This is a genomic window from Bradyrhizobium sp. SBR1B (genome assembly GCF_014198205.1).
Classification (GTDB): domain Bacteria; phylum Pseudomonadota; class Alphaproteobacteria; order Rhizobiales; family Xanthobacteraceae; genus Bradyrhizobium.
Genome location: NZ_JACIHC010000008.1, coordinates 184,760 through 205,041, shown reverse-complemented (window position 1 = coordinate 205,041; position 20,282 = coordinate 184,760). Strand labels below are relative to the sequence as shown.

The 20,282-nt window shown below is 62.8% G+C and carries 10 protein-coding genes; 4 read left to right on the top strand and 6 right to left on the bottom strand.

The window, feature by feature from the left end:
- Positions 1-10 precede the first annotated feature (10 nt).
- The 3 genes from GGD61_RS22015 to GGD61_RS22005 form a co-directional block, all read right to left on the bottom strand.
- Positions 11-322: a hypothetical protein gene (locus GGD61_RS22015; RefSeq protein WP_183231115.1), complete on the bottom strand. Its 312-nt coding sequence runs from the start codon at positions 320-322 to the stop codon at positions 11-13.
- A 995-nt stretch (positions 323-1,317) separates the two neighbouring features.
- Positions 1,318-1,482 (bottom strand): hypothetical protein, encoded by a 165-nt coding sequence (locus GGD61_RS22010; RefSeq protein WP_183231114.1) that lies wholly within the window; start codon positions 1,480-1,482, stop codon positions 1,318-1,320.
- Between the two features lie 182 nt (positions 1,483-1,664).
- A complete protein-coding gene (locus tag GGD61_RS22005) occupies positions 1,665-1,877 on the bottom strand; it encodes a hypothetical protein (RefSeq protein ID WP_018322887.1) in 213 nt (70 codons plus the stop codon).
- Between the two features lie 235 nt (positions 1,878-2,112).
- Here GGD61_RS22005 and GGD61_RS22000 point away from each other — a divergent pair, with 235 nt between their 5' ends.
- Complete coding sequence (locus tag GGD61_RS22000) at positions 2,113-2,331, top strand: hypothetical protein (RefSeq protein WP_183231113.1); 219 nt, start codon at positions 2,113-2,115, stop codon at positions 2,329-2,331.
- A gap of 681 nt (positions 2,332-3,012) precedes the next feature.
- Here GGD61_RS22000 and GGD61_RS21995 read toward each other — a convergent pair.
- The gene (locus GGD61_RS21995; protein WP_183231112.1) at positions 3,013-3,303 is read right to left on the bottom strand and encodes a hypothetical protein; all 291 of its coding nucleotides are present in this window, start codon (positions 3,301-3,303) and stop codon (positions 3,013-3,015) included.
- Positions 3,304-3,426: 123 nt separating this feature from the next.
- A complete protein-coding gene (locus tag GGD61_RS40545) occupies positions 3,427-3,645 on the bottom strand; it encodes a hypothetical protein (RefSeq protein ID WP_026202838.1) in 219 nt (72 codons plus the stop codon).
- Between the two features lie 738 nt (positions 3,646-4,383).
- Between GGD61_RS40545 and GGD61_RS21990 the strand changes: the two genes are divergently transcribed.
- Entirely contained in the window at positions 4,384-18,324 is a 13,941-nt protein-coding gene (locus GGD61_RS21990) for an Ig-like domain-containing protein (protein ID WP_312012690.1), read from the top strand.
- A 10-nt stretch (positions 18,325-18,334) separates the two neighbouring features.
- Here GGD61_RS21990 and GGD61_RS40540 read toward each other — a convergent pair whose 3' ends face one another.
- Positions 18,335-18,538, bottom strand: a complete 204-nt coding sequence (locus tag GGD61_RS40540) for a hypothetical protein (RefSeq protein WP_245283407.1) — start codon at positions 18,536-18,538, stop codon at positions 18,335-18,337.
- Between the two features lie 55 nt (positions 18,539-18,593).
- Here GGD61_RS40540 and GGD61_RS21985 point away from each other — a divergent pair, with 55 nt between their 5' ends.
- Together GGD61_RS21985 and GGD61_RS21980 are read left to right on the top strand one after the other, a co-directional pair.
- The gene (locus tag GGD61_RS21985) at positions 18,594-19,064 is read left to right on the top strand and encodes a hypothetical protein (RefSeq protein ID WP_245283408.1); all 471 of its coding nucleotides are present in this window, start codon (positions 18,594-18,596) and stop codon (positions 19,062-19,064) included.
- A complete protein-coding gene (locus GGD61_RS21980) occupies positions 19,040-19,459 on the top strand; it encodes a hypothetical protein (RefSeq protein WP_183231110.1) in 420 nt (139 codons plus the stop codon). Before GGD61_RS21985 ends, GGD61_RS21980 begins: the two co-directional genes overlap by 25 nt.
- Positions 19,460-20,282 lie beyond the last annotated feature (823 nt).

The window sequence follows — 20,282 nt, the reverse complement described above, 5'->3', positions numbered from 1 at the left end:
GAAAAAAATGTTAGCTGCGAGCTTTCTGCCATTTTGGCTCTCGGAAGCCGGCAGTAATCAGGCCTTTCCGAAGTGTATCGACCGAGATTTTACTCGGAAAGGGTATATAGCGGGGCGCCAAATCGCCGGGCTGGAAGTAGCAGATTTCGTGCTGCTGGCCGCTTTCGATGAGCTCTTGAAGGCCTTGATTGACCAGGTAAATGGCTTCCTTGAGCGGAGGAATGAGCGAGATCAGATTCGCATACTCTTGCGGAGATCGATTGTACCGATCCTCACCGAGAGCTTTGAATAGCAAGTTTACCGCAAGTTCTTCGAGAGGCATCGGTCTAGGTCTAAACTGTAACTTTTTTTGCATATCGGGGGCACTCCCTAAACGAGAGATCCAATGGCACCTTTATTCACATCCAGAGCGTCTCCCTGACTGACGAGCTAGTGCGGATCGTCCCCGTCAGTGCCCAGTCTGATAACATGCCGACTTAACGCGATAGTCCGTAGCTCTACGGTGAACCAACAGGAAGGACAGCAGCCGTTCAGTCTCCGGGCGTCAATGCCGCCCGCCTGGTCAGCGTCGATCCTCTCAGGCCTACCCGCGCTAATTAGGCAGCCGTGGCAAAGGGGCTTGGGTTTGGCGGCAGTCCGGGCAACATCCGGCGCTGGCTTTGGCGCACGCGCAATGGAGAATCCGAAGACGCTTCGAGGGCCCTAAAAAAGCGCTGGGCTTTGGACGTTGCGCGCCAAGTTGCCAAACCCCGCGAGATGTGAAGCTCGTCCGAATGACTGGACAGCTGTGGTCAGCCCAGTCGCCGCGGCTGATGATGTCTGGTCCCTCACTCGCCCCGCCGCGTCATTTCTGCCGGGACCAATGATTGAATGACATAGCGAGCGGCCCGACGATGCCGTGCGCCTTGGGCTAGACGTGGGCTTCGCCGGTGTCCGGGTCGGTGATGGTGAAGTGGCCGCTGGTGTTGAGCGCGGCGGCCGTGTCGCCTGTCGATGACAGACTTCGAGTCCGAGCTCACCGTCGTCGCGTCATTGGTCTCCCCCACCGGACGCGTATCTTGTACGGACGCCAGATACTATGTCGCGAAGTACTCAGCGCCGTGGTCGAGATGTAGGTCCGAAGTCACGGCGCCACCGAAGCACAGATCGAGCGGGCGCGCCGTTGTTTGGCGTCAAACGAATCGGTCGAAGCCGAGCGCCCCCGCTCCTACCCCGAATGAGCCAATCCTCCGTAAGATACCGCACCTAAGGCCCGGCATCAGTCGAACGCGGACAGGTGCTCTCTCTTGCAATAGATCGATGAGATTCGTCCGATCGTCATTTTTTCAGCAGTAACCTCATTTCTCGCGCCATCCGCTTGACTGAGCCGACATGCCGGCGAAGGGCCGCGGCAATCTCCGCCGCGCCGTACCGCCGGCGGCTCATTGCCGAAAGCTTCCTGCGTTCGAGGTCGCTCCATTCCTTCGGCTTCGATGCTTTCATGTTGTCATCTTGCCGGCGGCCCGAGGCAGGCAACATTGGGAAATTTACGGGTGCCATCTAGAGTTTGCCCGACAGGCCGAAGCGTGGATCGTCGAGGAGCGCCTGCCAGCATTCCGGCGGGAAATCGGCGTGGGGTGGAGCGGACTAACCGCCTTCGGTCTCTCTCACCCTCGCTTGTCCGATCAGCCGCTGACCGGTTGAGAAAGCGTCCGGAGCCCCGCTTCTATGGCCGCGATGTCTTGTTCGATTTGGACGATAGATGATCGGCAATCGAAACCAGTTGTGGCCTTCAGATCAGCGGCCAACCGCCAGCGATGCATCCGGAGAGCTTCGAGCGACTGCTGGTCTTTTAGCCGAGTGAAGCCGCCAACGATCAACTCAATCGCACTCGACATAACGCTGCCCCACAATCAAATTTCGCATAGCAATATACCACTAGGATAAAGGGAGTTTGGATTTTAGTAAATTCAAAAATCCGGCGTGTGGAGCATAAGCAATTCACCGCGAGGCTGAGTCTTGATCTGCTTCGATTGTTCTGCCATTTTAAATCTGTTATTTATATTTTGGTTTTTTTGACGCGGCTTTTCAGAGCTATTTTGCAATATTGCGCCGCTACCTATTGGATAGAACATGAGCGACGAAACGATTGTCCGTTTGCAGACCCATAGGAAGAATGTTGAGCGGTATTTGCGCCTGCTGGAAACTGCGTTGACCGACGTTGAGCAGCAGTACGTTGAGAAGCGCCTGGCTGAAGAAGGATCGGCCATGGACCAGCTATCGCTTCAGATGGCCGGGGCGGCGAACGCTTTCCATAAGACGTGCAATCACCCGCCCAGCGGCAAACGGTAAAAACCGCAAGCGGCGGTCAACCCGCGGTCTGTCGCAATTGTCCACTGGTCGAGATGTGGCAGGATACGCTCGCGAGTGAACGCACCGCGCAATCGCGGATAAATAATAAGGGAGCGGGGCGCGGGACTTTGGTCAACTAATTCTTGGATGTATCTCGCAGCACAACTTGAATGGCTTTGCGGATTCGCCGGCCTCCTTTGGGTTCGATCGCATCCAAGTGATAAATTCGACATAGCAGACCATTGATGCGCCTCACAATGCTCCTGTTATTGGAGTGCCGATTGCGAGTGCGCACCAGCTGACGGCGCACTTCCAACAGGTCCAGGCGATGAAGCCCTCTTAATTGCACCATGCGAATGGACCCAGCGTTTGTCGTTTTGGATCGTCAGCCACGGACGCTCGGTCCAGCGTGATTGTCACGGGCCAAACCACCGCAGGCTTTCAGCGTTCCAGCCAGATCAAATAGCTCTTTTAATTAAATCTCTAGGGTGTTATTAGCATTTAATTATTTAATTTGCAAATTTATGGGCGGGGGCTGGTTTGAATACCCCATTGAACCAAAAGTTCGATGTTGCCGGATCTGATATGGCTGGGGCGTCCTTTAGTTTCCCTAAGCCTGCCCCAACTCACGCACTCATCATTTCGGACGCGCATCTCTTGTTCTCAGGGGACTATGCACGTTCAGGTCATGATCTCATCATTTCCGATTCTGACCATCGGATCACGATCCCCAATTACTTTCTCGGCGAGAAGCGTTTGCCGCTCAGCTCGTCGGACGGCGCGCTGCTCGATGCGAGAGTGGTCGAAGCCCTCACCGGTTATCAAACCTTTGCGCAAGCCGGAGGTAATGCCGCTGCTGGAAAGGTGATTGGCCGTGTCGCGACCGTAACGGGAAGCGCCAGCATCGTTCGCAACGGCGTTACGATCGAGGCGAATAATGGGGATGTCGTTTATCAGAACGATGTCGTGCAAACTGGAAGCGGCTCTACCATTGGTCTCGTCCTTATCGACGGCAGCACGTTCAACCTGAGCGCCAACGCTCGGTTCATGTTGAACGAATTGGGGTATGAGGGGCAGAGTAGTGCGAGTGGCACCTTAGTCAGCCTGACGAGTGGCACGAACCATTCGATGTTCACTCTCATCCAGGGTGCCGCCAGTTTCGTCGCTGGCCAGGTCGCGAAAACCGGCGACATGCAGGTCGCGACGCCGACTGCCGTGATCGGAATTCGCGGTACTGCCGTCCTTCTCAGCGTCGATGCTGTGGATGGGAAAGTCTCGGTCTCTGTCGCTGATCAGCAAGACGGCCGAGTTCATTCCGTACAAGTCTTCAAATGCGTTCCAGCGACGAACTTGCTTCAAGGCGTTTGTACTGCGGGGGATCCGATCGGGATAGTTACCAGCGACGGTCCATCGCTAACCATCACGCCAACCGCGAATTTCGAGGTGATCACTCAAACCGTCAGCAAGACCCCAGGGCAAGTTGCGCAGGAGTTCAACGCTTTTCAACAGGTGTTGACGACCTATGATATCGGGAAACAGATTGCTCCAGACACTCCGGCTCCTAGCGACGGCAAGCGAGGAGACGTCGACACAAAGTCGCTGCAGAAGTTCGCTGGGAGCCCGCCACCATCACCCACTGAAGCTCCAACCACCATTATAGGGGACGACATAAAAGGCCAAGCCGGTGGGGGATCGATCGCTCCAGTTGTTGTGACGCTCGCTTCCATCGCGGGGACTTCTGCCTCCGCCTCGAAGCCGCTCGTCCCCACTTTGGACCCACCGCAAGCTGTTGTTGTGGCTTCATTCGGACCTGTCCTTATCAGCAGCGCCGGTGGTCCAACCAACCAAGGAAATCAAACAATCAGCGGAACAGTTGATCCGTCCTTCGTTGGAAGCACGGTGACGCTGTACGACACATACAATGGTGTTACGACGCAGATTGGAACGGTTACCGTTGGCTCCGGCGGCGTTTGGAGCCTGGCGGTCACCCTGGCAGGTGATGGCGACCACAGCATCGTGGCTTTGGACCCTAGCGCCAACGTCACAACGAGCGTGCCCGTTGTTTTCACGCTCGACACGACGGCGCCGACGGTTGCGATCACCAGCGCGGGCGGGCCGGTCAACCAGGCCAGCCAGACCGTCACCGGTACGGTGGGCGTCGCCGATGCCGGCACCACCGTCACCATCCTGGACGGCACCACCACGATCGGCACCGCCATCGTGCAGGGTAACGGGACCTGGAGCACCACGGTCACGCTCAACAACGGCCCGAACTCGCTGACGGCACGAGTGAGCGATGCGGCCGGCAACACCGCAACCAGCGGCGCGGTGGTCTACACGCTCAGCACCACCGGCCCGACTGTGACCGAGGCTCTGGTCTCCGACACCGGCACCTCTCCCACCGATCACCTCACCACTAACCCGGCGCTGAACGGCACCGGCCTTGCCAACACCGTGGTGCACTTCACCATCGACGGCAGCCCGATCGCGGCGACAGTGACCACCGATGCGCAAGGGGCGTGGTCGTTTACGCCGAGCGGGCTGGCCGACGGATCGCACACCATCGTCGCGAGCCAGACCGATACCTTTGGCAACACCGGCTCGGCCTCGCTGAGCTTCACGCTGGACACGGCGGCACCCGCGGTCGCCATCACCAGCACCGGCGGACCCGTCAATCAGGCCAGCCAGACCATCACCGGCACGGTTGACGTCGCCGATGCCGGCGCCACCGTCACCATCCTGGACGGCAGCACGACGATTGGCACCGCCATCGTGCAGGGGAACGGGACCTGGAGCACCACGGTCACGCTGAACCAGGGCGGCAACTCGCTGACCGCCCGGGTGAGCGATGCGGCCGGCAACTTCGCGACCAGCGGCGCCGTGGTCTACACGCTCAGTACCACAGGTCCGACCGTGACCGAGGCCCTGATTGCCGACACCGGCACGTCAGTCAACGATCACGTCACCGCCAACCCGGCGCTGAGCGGCACCGGCTTGGCCAACATCGTCGTGCATCTGACGATCGATGGTGTTCTCATCGCCTCTACGGCAACCACCGATGCGCAAGGCGCCTGGTCGTTTACGCCGACCGGGCTGGCCGACGGATTACACACCGTCGTCGCAAGCCAGACTGACACTTTTGGCAACACCGGCTCGGCCGCGCTGAGCTTCACGCTGGACACGACGGCGCCGACCGTCGCGGTCTCCAGCGCGGGCGGATCGACCAACCAGGCCAGCCAGACCATCACCGGCACGGTCGACGTCGCCGATGCCGGCGCCAGCGTCACCATCCTGGACGGCACCACCACGATCGGTACCGCGATCGTGCAGGGCAACGGGACCTGGAGCGCCACGGTCACGCTCAACAACGGCCCAAACTCGCTGACCGCACGGGTGAGCGATGCGGCCGGCAACACCGCGACCAGCGGCGCGGTGGTCTACACGCTCAGCACCACCGGCCCGACCGTGACCGAGGCTCTGGTCTCCGACACCGGCACCTCCGCCACCGATCACCTCACCACTAACCCGGCGCTGAACGGCACCGGCCTTGCCAACACCGTGGTGCACTTCAACATCGACGGCAGCACGATCGTGGCGACGGCGACCGCCGATGCGCAAGGGGCCTGGTCGTTTACACCGACCGGGCTGGCCGAGGGACCGCACACCATCGTGGCGAGCCAAACCGACGCTTTTGGCAACACCGGCTCGGCCTCGCTGAGCTTCACGCTGGACACGGCGGCACCCGCGGTTGCGATCACCAGCACCGGCGGAGCCGTCAGCCAGGCGAGCCAGACCATCACCGGCACGGTCGGTGTCGCCGATGCCGGCACCACCGTCACCATCCTGGACGGCACCACCACGATCGGCACCGCCATCGTGCAGAGCAACGGCAGCTGGAGCAGCACGGTCACGCTCGCCAACGGCCCGAACTCCCTGACCGCTCGGGTGAGCGATGCCGCCGGCAACACCGCGACCAGCAGCGCGGTGGTCTATACGCTCAGCACCGTCGGCCCGACCGTGACCGAGGCCCTGGTTGCCGACACCGGCACTTCGGCCACCGACCACGTCACCGCCAACCCGGCCCTGAGCGGCACCGGCCTCGCCAACACGGTGGTGCATCTGACGATCGATGGTGTTCTCAGCACCGCTACAGCAACCACGGATGCGCAAGGCGCGTGGTCGTTTACACCGACCGGGCTGGCCGAGGGATTACACACCATTGTCGCAAGCCAGATTGATACCTTTGGCAACACCGGCTCGGCCTCGCTGAGCTTCACGCTCGACACGACGGCACCGACGGTCGCTATCACCAGTACCGGCGGACCCGTCAGCCAGGCGAGCCAGACCATCACCGGCACGGTCGGTGTCGCCGATGCCGGCACCACCGTCACCATCCTGGACGGCACCACCACGATCGGCACCGCCATCGTGCAGAGCAACGGCAGCTGGAGCAGCACGGTCACGCTCGCCAACGGCCCGAACTCCCTGACCGCTCGGGTGAGCGATGCCGCCGGCAACACCGCGACCAGCAGCGCGGTGGTCTATACGCTCAGCACCGTCGGCCCGACCGTGACCGAGACCCTGGTTGCCGACACCGGCACTTCGGTCACCGATCACGTCACCGCCAATCCGGCGATGAACGGCACCGGCCTCGCCAACACCGTGGTGCACTTCACCATCGACGGCAGCCCGATCGCGGCGACAGTGACCACGGATGCGCAAGGGGCGTGGTCGTTTACGCCGAGCGGGCTGGCCGACGGATTGCACACCATCGTCGCAAGCCAGACTGACAGCTTCGGCAACACCGGCTCGGCCTCGCTGAGCTTCACCCTGGACACCACGGCACCGACGGTTGCGATTACCAGCGCGGGCGGACCCGTCAACCAGCCCAGCCAGACCATCACCGGCACGGTGGGCGTCGCCGATGCCGGCGCCATCGTCACCATCCTGGACGGCACCACCACGATTGGCACCGCGATCGTGCAGGCCAACGGCAGCTGGAGCACAACGGTCACGCTGAACAATGGCCCGAACTCGCTGACCGCACGGGTCAGCGACGCGGCCGGCAACACCGCGACCAGCGGCGCTGTGGTCTACACACTCAGCACCACAGGCCCGACGGTGACCGAGGCCCTGGTCTCCGACACCGGCACTTCGGCCACCGACCACGTCACCGCCAACCCGGCGCTGAGCGGCACCGGCCTTGCCAACACCGTGGTACACTTCACCGTCGACAGCAACCCGATCGCGGCGACGACCACCACCGATGCGCAAGGGGTCTGGTCGTTTACGCCGAGCGGGCTGACTGACGGACCGCACACCATCGTGGCGAGCCAGACCGACACTTTTGGCAACACCGGCTCGGCCTCGCTAAACTTCACGCTCGACACGACGGCGCCGACGGTTGCGATCACCAGCGTAGGCGGATCGACCAACCAGGCCAGCCAGACCATCACCGGCACGGTCGACGTCGCCGATGCCGGCGCCAGCGTCACCATCCTGGACGGCACCACGACGATCGGTACCGCGATCGTGCAGGGCAACGGGACCTGGAGCGCCACGGTCACGCTCAACAACGGCCCAAACTCGCTGACCGCACGGGTGAGCGATGCGGCTGGCAACACCGCGACCAGCGGCGCGGTGGTCTACACCCTCAGCACCACCGGCCCGACCGTGACCGAGGCCCTGGTCGCCGACACCGGCACCTCCGCCACCGACCAGGTCACCGCCAACCCGGCCGTGAGCGGTACCGGCCTCGCCAACACCGTGGTGCACTTCACCATCGACGGCAGCCCGATCGCGACGACAGTGACCACCGATGCGCAAGGCGCCTGGTCGTTTACGCCGAGCGGGCTGGCCGATGGACCGCACACCATCGTGGCGAGCCAGACCGATCTCTTCGGCAACAGCGGCAGCGCGTCGCTGAGCTTCACTCTCGATACCACGGCGCCGAGTGGCGGCACGCCAGATCTGGGGGCGGGTTCGGACAGTGGCAGTTCGAACACGGACAACATCACCTCGGCGACGTCGCCGAGCTTCACGGTGGCGCTGAACCCGACCGATGCCATCGGCGATACGGTGCAGCTGTTACTGGGCGGCTCGCCGCTGGCGCATCCGGTCACGCATGTGATCACAGCAGTCGACATATCGGCCGGAAGTGTCAGCTTGACGGTGACTGCCGGCGATCTCGGCGCCGATGGCGCCAAGCAGGTGACGGCGCGGTTCAGCGATGTCGCCGGCAATAGCTCGACGAGCGCGTCCCTGAACTTCACCCTGGATACGACGGCGCCGACGGTTGCGATCACCAGCGCAGGCGGACCGGTCAACCAGGCCAGCCAGACCATCACCGGCACAGTCGGCGTCGCCGATGCGGGCGCCACCATCACCATCCTGGACGGCACCACCGCAATCGGCACCGCCATCGTGCAGGGCAACGGCAGCTGGAGCACAACGGTCACGCTGAACCAGGGCGGCAATTCCCTGACCGCACGGGTGAGCGATGCGGCCGGCAACATCGCGACCAGCGGCGCTGTGGTCTACACGCTCAGCACCACCGGCCCGACCGTGACCGAGGCCCTGGTTGCCGACACCGGCACCTCCGCCACCGATCGCCTCACCACCAACCCAGCGCTGAGCGGCAGCGGCCTTGCCAACACCGTGGTGCACTTTACCGTCGACGGCAGCCCGATCGCAGCGACGGTGACCACCGATGCGCAAGGGGCGTGGTCGTTTACGCCGAGCGGTCTGGCCGACGGATTGCACACCATCGTCGCCAGCCAGACTGACATCTTCGGCAACACCGGCTCGGCCTCGCTGAGCTTCACGCTCGATACCACGGCGCCGACGGTCGCCATCACCAGCACCGGCGGACCCGTCAATCAGGCCAGCCAGACCATCACCGGCACGGTCGACGTCGCCGATGCCGGCGCCAGCGTCACCATCCTGGACGGCACCACCACGATCGGTACCGCGATCGTGCAGGGCAACGGGACCTGGAGCGCCACGGTCACGCTCAACAACGGCCCAAACTCGCTGACCGCACGGGTGAGCGATGCGGCCGGCAACACCGCGACCAGCGGCGCGGTGGTCTACACGCTCAGCACCACCGGCCCGACCGTGACCGAGGCCCTGGTCGCCGACACCGGCACCTCCGCCACCGACCAGGTCACCGCCAACCCGGCCGTGAGCGGTACCGGCCTCGCCAACACCGTGGTGCACTTCACCATCGACGGCAGCCCGATCGCGACGACAGTGACCACCGATGCGCAAGGCGCCTGGTCGTTTACGCCGAGCGGGCTGGCCGATGGACCGCACACCATCGTCGCAAGCCAGACCGATACCTTTGGCAACACCGGCTCGGCGTCGCTGAGCTTCATCTTCGACACAACGGCGCCCACCGGCGGTGCACCGGACCTGACAGCGGGCTCGGACAGCGGTACCTCAGCTACCGACAACATCACTTCGGCGACGTCGCCAAGCTTCACGGTGTTGCTGACCCCGACGGTTGCCATCGGCGATACGGTGCAGCTGCTGCTGGGCGGCGCGCCGCTGGCGCACCCGGTCACGCATGTGATCACGGCCGCCGACGTGACGGCAGGCAGCGTCAGCCTGACGGTGACTGCCGGCGATCTCGGAGCCGATGGCACCAAACAGATCACGGCGCAGTTCAGCGATGTCGCCGGCAACAGTTCGACGAGCGCGGCGCTGAGCTTCACGCTCGACACGACGGCACCGACGGTCGCCATCACCAGCACCGGCGGACCCGTCAACCAGGCCAGCCAGATCATCACCGGCACGGTCGGCGTCGCCGATGCCGGCGCCACCGTCACCATCCTGGACGGCAGCACGACGATCGGTACCGCGATCGTGCAGGCCAACGGGACCTGGAGCGCCACGGTCACGCTCAACAACGGCTTGAACTCGCTGACCGCACGGGTGAGCGATGCCGCCGGCAACATCGCGACCAGCGGCGCGGTGGTCTATACGCTCAGCACCACCGGTCCGACCGTGACCGAGGCCCTGGTCTTCGACACCGGCACCTCCGCCACCGACCATGTCACCGCCACCCCAGCGCTGAACGGCACCGGCCTTGCCAACACCGTGGTGCACTTCACCGTCGACGGCAGCCCGATCGCAGCGACGGTGACCACCGATGCGCAAGGGGCGTGGTCGTTTACACCGACCGGGCTGGCCGACGGACTACACACCATTGTCGCAAGCCAAACCGATACCTTTGGCAACACCGGCTCGGCGTCGCTGAGCTTCACCCTCGACACGACGGCACCGACCGGTGGCACGCCAGATCTGACGGCGGGTTCGGATACTGGTACCTCGAGCACGGACAACATCACCTCGGCGACCTCGCCGAGCTTCACGGTGGCGCTGAACCCGGCCGATGCCATTGGCGATACGGTGCGGCTGTTGCTGGGCGGCTCGCCGCTGGCGCACCCGGTCACGCATGTGATCACGGCCGCCGACGTGACGGCTGGCAACGTTAATCTGACGGTGACTTCCGGCGATCTCGGAGCCGATGGCACCAAACAGATCACGGCGCAGTTCAGCGATGTCGCCGGCAACAGTTCGACGAGCGCAGCACTGAGCTTCACGCTCGACACCACGGCACCCGCGGTTGCGATCACCAGCGCGGGCGGACCGACCAACCAGGCGAGCCAGACCGTCACCGGCACGGTGGGCGTCGCCGATGCTGGCGCCACCGTCACCATCCTGGACGGCACCACCACGATCGGCACCGCCATCGTGCAGGGCAACGGCGGCTGGAGCACAACGGTCACGCTGAACAATGGCCCGAACTCGCTGACCGCACGGGTCAGCGACGCGGCCGGCAACACCGCGACCAGCGGCGCCGTGGTCTACACGCTCAGCACCACCGGCCCGACCGTGACCGAGGCCCTGGTTGCCGACACCGGCACCTCGGCCATCGACCATGTCACCGCCAACCCGGCCCTGAGCGGCAGCGGCCTTGCCAACACGGTGGTGCATCTGACGATCGATGGTGTTCTCAGCACCGCTACGGCAACGACCGATGCGCAAGGCGCGTGGTCGTTTACCCCGACCGGGCTGGCCGACGGACCGCACACCATCGTGGCGAGCCAAACCGACATCTTTGGCAACACCGGCTCGGCCTCGCTGAGCTTCACCCTCGACACGACGGCACCGACCGGTGGCACGCCAGATCTGACGGCGGGTTCGGATTCTGGTACCTCGAGCACGGACAACATCACCTCGGCGACCTCGCCGAGTTTCTCTTTGGCGCTGAACCCGACCGATGCCGTTGGTGATACGGTGCAGCTGTTGCTGGGCGGCTCGCCGCTGGCGCATCCGGTCACGCATGTGATCACGGCCGCCGACGTGACGGCAGGCAACGTTAATCTGACGGTATCCGCCGGCGATCTCGGAGCCGATGGCACCAAACAGATCACGGCGCAGTTCAGCGATCTCGCCGGCAACAGTTCGACGAGCGCAGCGCTGAGCTTCACGCTCGACACCACGGCGCCGACGGTCGCCATTACCAGCACTGGCGGACCCGTCAACCAGGCCAGCCAGACCGTCACCGGCACGGCCGGCGTCGCCGATGCCGGCGCCAGCGTCACCATCCTGGACGGCACCACCACGATCGGCACCGCCATCGTGCAGGGCAACGGCGGCTGGAGCACCACGGTCACGCTGAACAATGGCCCGAACTCGCTGACCGCACGGGTCAGCGACGCGGCCGGCAACACCGCGACCAGCGGCGCCGTGGTCTACACGCTCAGCACCACCGGCCCGACGGTAACCGAGACCCTGGTCGCCGACACCGGCACGTCGGCCACCGACCATGTCACCGCCGATCCGGCCCTGACCGGCACCGGCCTCGCCAACACGGTGGTGCACTTCACCATCGACGGCAGCCCGATCGCGGCGACGACCACCACCGATGCGCAAGGAGCCTGGTCGTTTACGCCGAGCGGGCTGGCCGACGGATCACACACCATCGTCGCGAGCCAAACCGATACCTTTGGCAACACCGGCTCGGCGTCGCTGAGCTTCACCCTCGACACGACGGCACCGACCGGTGGCACGCCAGATCTGACGGCGGGTTCGGATACTGGTACCTCGAGCACGGACAACATCACCTCGGCGACCTCGCCGAGCTTCACGGTGGCGCTGAACCCGGCCGATGCCATTGGCGATACGGTGCGGCTGTTGCTGGGCGGCTCGCCGCTGGCGCACCCGGTCACGCATGTGATCACGGCCGCCGACGTGACGGCGGGCAACGTTAATCTGACAGTGACCGCCGGCGATCTCGGATCGGATGGCACCAAACAGATCACGGCCCAGTTCAGCGATGTCGCCGGCAACAGTTCGACGAGCGCAGCACTGAGCTTCACGCTGGACACCACGGCACCCGCGGTTGCGATCACCAGCGCGGGCGGACCGACCAACCAGGCGAGCCAGACCATCACCGGCACGGTGGGCGTCGCCGATGCCGGCGCCACCGTCACCCTCCTGGACGGCAGCACCACGATCGGCACCGCGATCGTGCAGGGCAACGGCAGCTGGAGCACCACGGTCACGCTGAACCAGGGTGGCAACTCCCTGACCGCACGGGTCAGCGACGCGGCCGGCAACACCGCGACCAGCGGCGCGGTGGTCTACACCCTCAGCACCACCGGCCCGACCGTGACCGAGGCCCTGGTTGCCGACACCGGCACCTCGGCCATCGACCACATCACCGCCAACCCGGCCCTGAGCGGCAGCGGCCTTGCCAACACGGTGGTGCACTTCACCATCGACGGCAGCCCGATCGCGGCGACGACCACTACCGATGCGCAAGGCGCCTGGTCGTTTACGCCGACCGGGCTGGCCGACGGATCACACACCATCGTCGCGAGCCAAGCCGACACTTTTGGCAACACCGGCTCGGCCTCGCTGAGCTTCACGCTGGACACGACGGCACCGACGGTTGCGATTACCAGCACCGGCGGACCGGTCAACCAGGCCAGCCAGACCGTCACCGGCACGGTGGGCGTCGCCGATGTCGGCGCCACCGTCACCATCCTGGACGGTAGCACCACGATCGGCACCGCGATCGTGCAGGCCAACGGCAGCTGGAGCACGACGGTCACGCTGAACCAGGGCGGCAACTCTCTGACCGCACGGGTCAGCGATGCCGCTGGCAACACCGAAACCAGCGGCGCCGTGGTCTATTCTGTCGGCGTGCCCGGCGCCATTCTCGGCGATGCTGGCGACAACACCCTGACAGGGACCGCCGGGAACGATGCATTCCAAGGCTTCGGCGGTAATGACACATTCAACGGTTTGTCGGGCGTTGATCGAGCGGTCTATGTCGACGCGACCGGGGGCATTACCGCCGATCTGACGGCAGGAACCGTGACGGGTCCGGGTGTCGGCACCGACACTCTGGTCGGTATCGAAGCCATCCAGGGCAGCAACTTTGCCGATCTCTACTCGGCGGTCGGTTTCAGCGGCAATTCCGGGGTGCCTGGCACGCCAATCGGCTTCAACAGCTTCGAAGGCATGGGGGGAGATGACATCATCGCCGGCACGGTCAATCCTTCCGGAGAGATTCTGACCCGCATTTCCTATGTCAGTGCGACAGCGGCAGTGGTCGTTGATTTCGCCGCGGGAACGGCGAACGGCGATGCATCAGTTGGCAACGACACCTTCACCAATGTCAATTCGGTCATTGGGTCGGCATTTGGAGACACGCTGCGGGGCGACGACAATCCGAACGGCACGTTCGAGCAATATGACGCTCGTGCCGGCAACGATCTGATCGATGGCCGCGGCGGCTACGATTTTGCCGTCTATAATAACGACGCCGCCACCACCACGGGCTTAACCGTCAATCTTGCGGCCGGAACGGTCATCGGTGATGCGACGATCGGGACCGATACGCTGCGTTCAGTGGAAGCCGTCCGCGGCACCAACTTCGCCGATACTTACGATGCCGCTGGTTTCAGCGGCACCAGCACCAACGCCGGATCGAGCGGCACCTTCAACAATTTCGAAGGCATGGGCGGCAACGATGGCATCATCGGCAACGGCAACACCCGACTCCAATATACCCAATCAACCGCCGGCGTGACTGTCGATTTCCTCGCGGGCACTGCGACCGGCGATGCCTCCGTAGGTACCGATACATTCACCGGCGTCAACGCCGTCATGGGCTCGATGTTTGCCGACATCTTTTCTGGAAGCGGCGCCAATGAGAACTTCATGGGCCTTGCCGGCGATGATTTCATCGACGGAAAAGGCGGCTTCGACACGGCGCAATATGCCAACCTGACCTTCACGACGGGGGGGATCAGCGTTCACCTTGCAGCTGGAACGGTGACCGGAGATGCCTCGAGTGGCACCGACATCTTGCGTTCAATCGAAGGCATTCAGGGCACTAATTTTACCGACACTTATGACGCGACTAATTTCGGCGTCACCGGCGCTATCGATCCCGCGACCGGCCTTCCCTATGCCAATGTCGGCAACAATGGCAGCTTCAATCAATTCGAGGGAATGGGCGGTAACGACGTCATCGCCGGCAACGGCAACACCCGGCTGACCTACGCCAATGCAACCGGCCCCGTGACGATCACTTTCGCTCTCAACGGTTGGACCAGCACCACCAGCGGCGCGTCGGGTACCCTAACCGGTGATGGGTCCGTGGGCACCGACACCTTCTCCGGTGTCGGCTCGGTGTCGGGGTCGTCATTTGCCGACACCATCACCGGCTCGAACAATCCAAACAACACCTCGGAGGAATTTGCCGGTCGCGGCGGCGATGACTTCATCGACGGTAAAACGGGTTTCGACAGGGCCTTCTACAACAACGATGGTTCGGCGTCGGGTATTCAAATCGATATGGCTTCGGGCGTGGTGACCGGCGACGCTGCTGTCGGAACGGACACTCTCCGATCCATCGAAGCGATCCGCGGAACCGGCTTCGCCGACACTTATGTCGCGACCAATTTCGGCGTCTCCGGCGCAAATGTCGGCGATTTCGGTACCCTCAACGAGTTTGAGGGAATGGCCGGCAATGACACGATCACCGGCAACGGCAATACCCGCATCGCATACTACAATGCTCTCGATGAGGTGACCGTCGACCTCGCCGCCGGCAACTCCCACGGGACCGCCTCCGGTGACCTCGCAGGTGTCGGGACAGACACATTCACCGGCGTGAATGCCGCCCGCGGTTCAGCTTTCGCTGACGTCATTCTCGGCGATGCCAATTCCAATGCCCTCGACGGCAGGGACGGCAATGATCGGATCGACGGCCGCGGTGGCGCCGATACCTTGACCGGCGGGAACGGCGCCGACACCTTTGTCTACGCCGATGGTGACGGAGCAGACACTATCACGGACTTTAACCGTACCCAAGGCGACACGATCGATCTGACAGGGTTGTCAGGCTTCTTCACGCTCGCAGATGTTCAATCGAAGGCAACGGTGAGCGGCGGCAACACCATCATCGACGTCGGAAGCGGGAATACTCTGACGCTGATAGGTGTAACAAGCCTTCAGCAGAGCGACTTCATCTTTCCCAACGCCACCAACGGCACCTCGGGCTCGGATGTGCTGCTCGGAACGAGTCAAGCGGATGCAATTTCCGGCCTCGCCGGAAATGATCGGCTTCAGGGATTCGGCGGCAACGATCTGCTCGATGGCGGGGCCGATTTTGACCGCGCTGTCTATACCGATGCCACGGGCGGGATCTCCGTGAACCTTGCGGCGGGAACGGTATCCGGACCGGGAGTGGGTACCGATACGCTCGTTGCGATCGAAGCCGTGGTTGGCAGTGATTTTGCGGACACCTTCAATGCGACCGGTTTCGCTGGGGGCACCGGTACGCCCGGTACGCCGATCGGGTTCAACGAGTTCGAGGGCCGCGGTGGCAACGACACCATTCTGAGTGACGTGAATCCTTTAGGCGCGGCTCTGACGCGGGTCTCCTATGTGAGCGCCACCGCCGGTGTGACTGTCGACATCGCAGCCGGGGCAGCGGATGGAGATGGATCCGTTGGTCACGACACGTTTGTTGGCTCCGGGATTCTTGTCGTCTGGGGCTCTTCGTTCGCCGATACTCTGTTCGGAAGCAACAATGGATTCGGCACGGTCGAGGTGTTTGCGGGGTTCGCTGGCAACGACGTGATCGATGGCCGCAGTGGCTTCGACCGCGTCGACTATAATAACGATCCGACCACCACGTCGGGTATTACGATCAGTCTCGCGGCTGGCACCCTGACGGGGGATGCCACGGTTGGTTCTGATACACTTGTGTCGATCGAAGCGGTCCGTGGCACCAAATTTGCCGATACCTACAACGCCGTCGGATTTAGCAGCGCCAGCACGAACTCCGGCTCGCTCGGGACCTTCAACGAGTTCACCGGCGAAGGCGGCAACGACATCATCACCGGCAACGGCAATACGCGCCTCGGATTCAACAATGCGACCGCAGGCGTCGTGGTGGACATAGCAGCCGGCACGGCGACCGGGGACGTCTCGGTCGGAAGCGATACGTTCACGGGCGTAAATGCCGTCATGGGCACGATGTTCGCCGATTCCTTGTCGGGAAGCGGCATCAACGAGATATTTACCGGGCTTGGCGGCAACGACACGATTGACGGTCGCGGCGGCTTAGATACCGCAAGCTACAACAACATCTATCTTTCGACCGGCAGTGTCACCATTGACATGGCGTCCGGCACCGCCACGGGCGACTCCTCGATCGGTACGGACACGCTGCGTTCGATCGAAGCCATCCAGGGAACCGTCCTTGCCGACACCTATGTGGCAACGGGATACGGCCTTGCAGGCGCTCTTAACGTCGGCAACAACGGCAGCTTCAACCAGTTCGAGGGACTTGGTGGTGACGATGCCATTACCGGCAGCGGCAACACGCGTCTGATCTACACCAATGCAACTGGTCCCGTGACGATCACTTTCGGTCTCAATAGCTGGACCAGCACCACCAGCGGCGCGTCGGGTACCGTAACCGGCGATGCGTCGGTAGGCACCGATACCTTTTCGGGCGTTAGCTCGGTGTCAGGGTCGTCATTCGCCGATACCATCACCGGCTCCAACAATCCCAACGGTACAGCTGAAGATTTTGCCGGTCGCGGCGGCAATGACTTCATCGACGGCAAAACTGGCTTCGACAGGGCGTTCTACAACAACGACGGTTCGGTTTCAGGTATTCAAGTCGACATGGCGTCAGGCGTGGTGGCCGGCGACGCTTCGATCGGAACAGACACTCTTCGATCAATTGAGGCGATTCGCGGGACTAGCTTCGACGATATTTTCATCGCAACCAGCTTTGGCACCTCCGGTGCAAATGCCGGCGATTTCGGTACCCTCAACGAGTTCGAGGGAATGGACGGCAATGACACCATTACCGGCAACGGCAATACTCGCATTGCATTCTACAATGCTCTGGATGGGGTGACTGTCGATCTCGCCGCCGGCAACTCCCATGGGACGGCCTCCGGTGACCTCGCCGGCACCGGGACAGATACCTTCACCGGCGTGAATGCCGTCCGTGGGTCATCCTTTGCTGACTTCATTTTTGGCGATGTCGGCAGCGACACGCTGGATGGGCAAGCCGGAAATGACGTGATCCAGGGCCGAGGAGGTGCCGACACGTTAATAGGAGGAGCGGGAAGCGACCAATTCGTCTTCGCTGCGGTTTCCGATTCCACGGTTGCAAGCCACGACACGATCAGTGATTTCGTTCATGGTACAGACGTCATCGACACCGGGGCGATCGCGGGGGTGACGAGTGTCCAAGGCTTGCTCAGCGGAAGCGCCCAAGTCGCCGCGCACAGTATCGGGTGGATTCAGAGCGGCGCGAATACGATTGTCTACGTCAACAACTCGACCACAGCGCAGAATCTAGGGTCGGCGGATATGGAAATTGTCTTGACCAATGTAACCGCGAATATACTGACCAGTCAGGATTTTCTCCTCCACATCTAACGGTCAACGCTCAGGGGAGAACATCAGCGCCGGAATCGCCGAGCTGCTGGATTTTTGCCAGACGACGCGAGGAGCTGACCTTCAGGAAGCTCTCTTCTTTCATCGATGCAGGCAGGGAGCGCCGCACGCTTTGCATATGGCCTCGCACATTTTCACGCGCGTCGGCTACTGGAACGAATCCATCGAGGCCAAGCCGTTCCGCCAAGGCTGCCAAGGACGGCAAGGACCCCAGCAAGCGCCTGCATGCCGACGATTATATGGTCTACGCCTTGCTCCAGCTCGCGCAGGACAGCCGAGCCCGCGACGTCATCGCGGACATGGTTGCGACGACGGGCTATGCGCCCGCCGTCCGCGCCGGTCCCTATGCGATAGCGGCCAGCCAGGCGCGTTACATGGTCGAGCGCGGCGATTGGCAGGGCGCGGCCGCGCTGAAGGCCGAGCCGAGCCGGTTTGCCTATGTCGATGCGATCACCTGTTTCGCCCGCGCTCTTGGCGCCGCGCGCTCTGGCAATGCAGCCGCGGCAACGGCGGACATCGCCAAACTGGCAGAACTGCGGGACAAGCTGCAGCGGGACAAGGATGCCTATTGGGCGGAGATCGTCGGCATTCAGCGGCAGGCCGCCACAGCCTGGCAGCTCAATGCCCAGGGAAAACAGGCCGAGGCGTTGGAAGCGATGCGCCTTGGCTTTGAGGCTCGTGGGTCCTCGGGCCAAAATTGGATCGCCATAAAATCAACCTGAAGAAGCAGCTGAAGATGGACGCCACGCAACGGCAATTCTGGTTCGGCCTCCGTATAATTGCGGGCGGCGCTCGCTTTGCGTTGGGCCGTGGTTTGCGCAACAGCAAAGCGCATCGCACCGAATTCGGACACGCGAAATGGTTCGTTAGCTTTCCTGTGGCTAGCTGGGTGCGTGCCGATTACCGCCGATTGCGGCACATTGGAATGGGAATGCCGGCCCCGGCTGTTGACCCCATCCTGCGGCTGGGGCCGTTTTGGACTTTCGCAGCATCGTTCAAACCCGGTCTACAACCATGCTTAGAGGCGTCGCTATCGCGCTATTTGGAATGGGCATCTTTTCGCAGCTTGATCGCGCGCTGTTCTATGGCCGCCATACTGACGCCGCGCTCAGGCTGATGCGGGAGATCGGCCGAGGCTTTGGGCTGTAGCACCTGCCACATTGTGGAGCGCGGTCGAGGCGGTCCACGGAGCGATGATGCGGTATTTGTTTGGTGTGTGCGGCGTTCGGCAGGCGCTCGAACCGTACGGCTCTAGCCTCAGTTGATGATGCGGCTTCCAGCCACCGGCATGCCGGGATACGGGCGAATGTCGGCATGCCCGCCAATTCGCTTTGATCAATCCGGACGAAGGCCGTGTACGGCGCATTCGTCTTCGGATGCCCACGCAAGTGATTAGTTGCCGCCCGCTGGCGGCGCGAGCACGCCAGTGCTGCTTCTTCAAAGATGCTTGAATGCGGTGAAGTGCGTGCGCCGTTTTGTCAGCGATAGCGAACAAACGAGGCGGCGCCTCAAATAAGATGACCGCCGTGCAAGTCGTCGAACGATGGCACTCGATCACAGGCTTCTTTACGGTGGTTCGATCAAGGGAGAATTGCGTCGCCCAGCGCAAACGCCACGGCCGACGCAACGGACTCGTCGCCTCATCGGTCATGGATGCTTCTAATTTTTTTTTGAGCGAGGCTTCCGCTTCTCTCGTCAGGTCGCAGCAAGCTATCGTGCAAGTGGTTCAGTCCCGAGACTCCAACGAGAGATAGGCCTTTGTCGCACACGGCGTCCTGGTCCAGGTCCAAATCCGACTTTCGGAGCGCCTATCTTCGTCGTACGATGCATCCCCCAAAGCTCGGGGTGAACACGAGATGGCGCGAATTCCTCGGGGTGCAACGGTGCCCTGTTCGTCCCACTGGTTCTGACGCAATCCGCGGGGATTGAACAGCAAGTCG

What these genes read in the sequence shown, in the direction of transcription:
- GGD61_RS22005 (WP_018322887.1), bottom strand. Translation starts at nt 1,877, where the DNA reads ATGTCGAGTGCGATTGAGTTGATCGTTGGCGGCTTCACTCGGCTAAAA.
- GGD61_RS40545 (WP_026202838.1), bottom strand. Translation starts at nt 3,645, where the DNA reads ATGAACTCGGCCGTCTTGCTGATCAGCGACAGAGACCGAGACTTTCCC.
- GGD61_RS22000 (WP_183231113.1), top strand. Translation starts at nt 2,113, where the DNA reads ATGAGCGACGAAACGATTGTCCGTTTGCAGACCCATAGGAAGAATGTT.
- GGD61_RS22010 (WP_183231114.1), bottom strand. Translation starts at nt 1,482, where the DNA reads ATGAAAGCATCGAAGCCGAAGGAATGGAGCGACCTCGAACGCAGGAAG.
- GGD61_RS22015 (WP_183231115.1), bottom strand. Translation starts at nt 322, where the DNA reads ATGCCTCTCGAAGAACTTGCGGTAAACTTGCTATTCAAAGCTCTCGGT.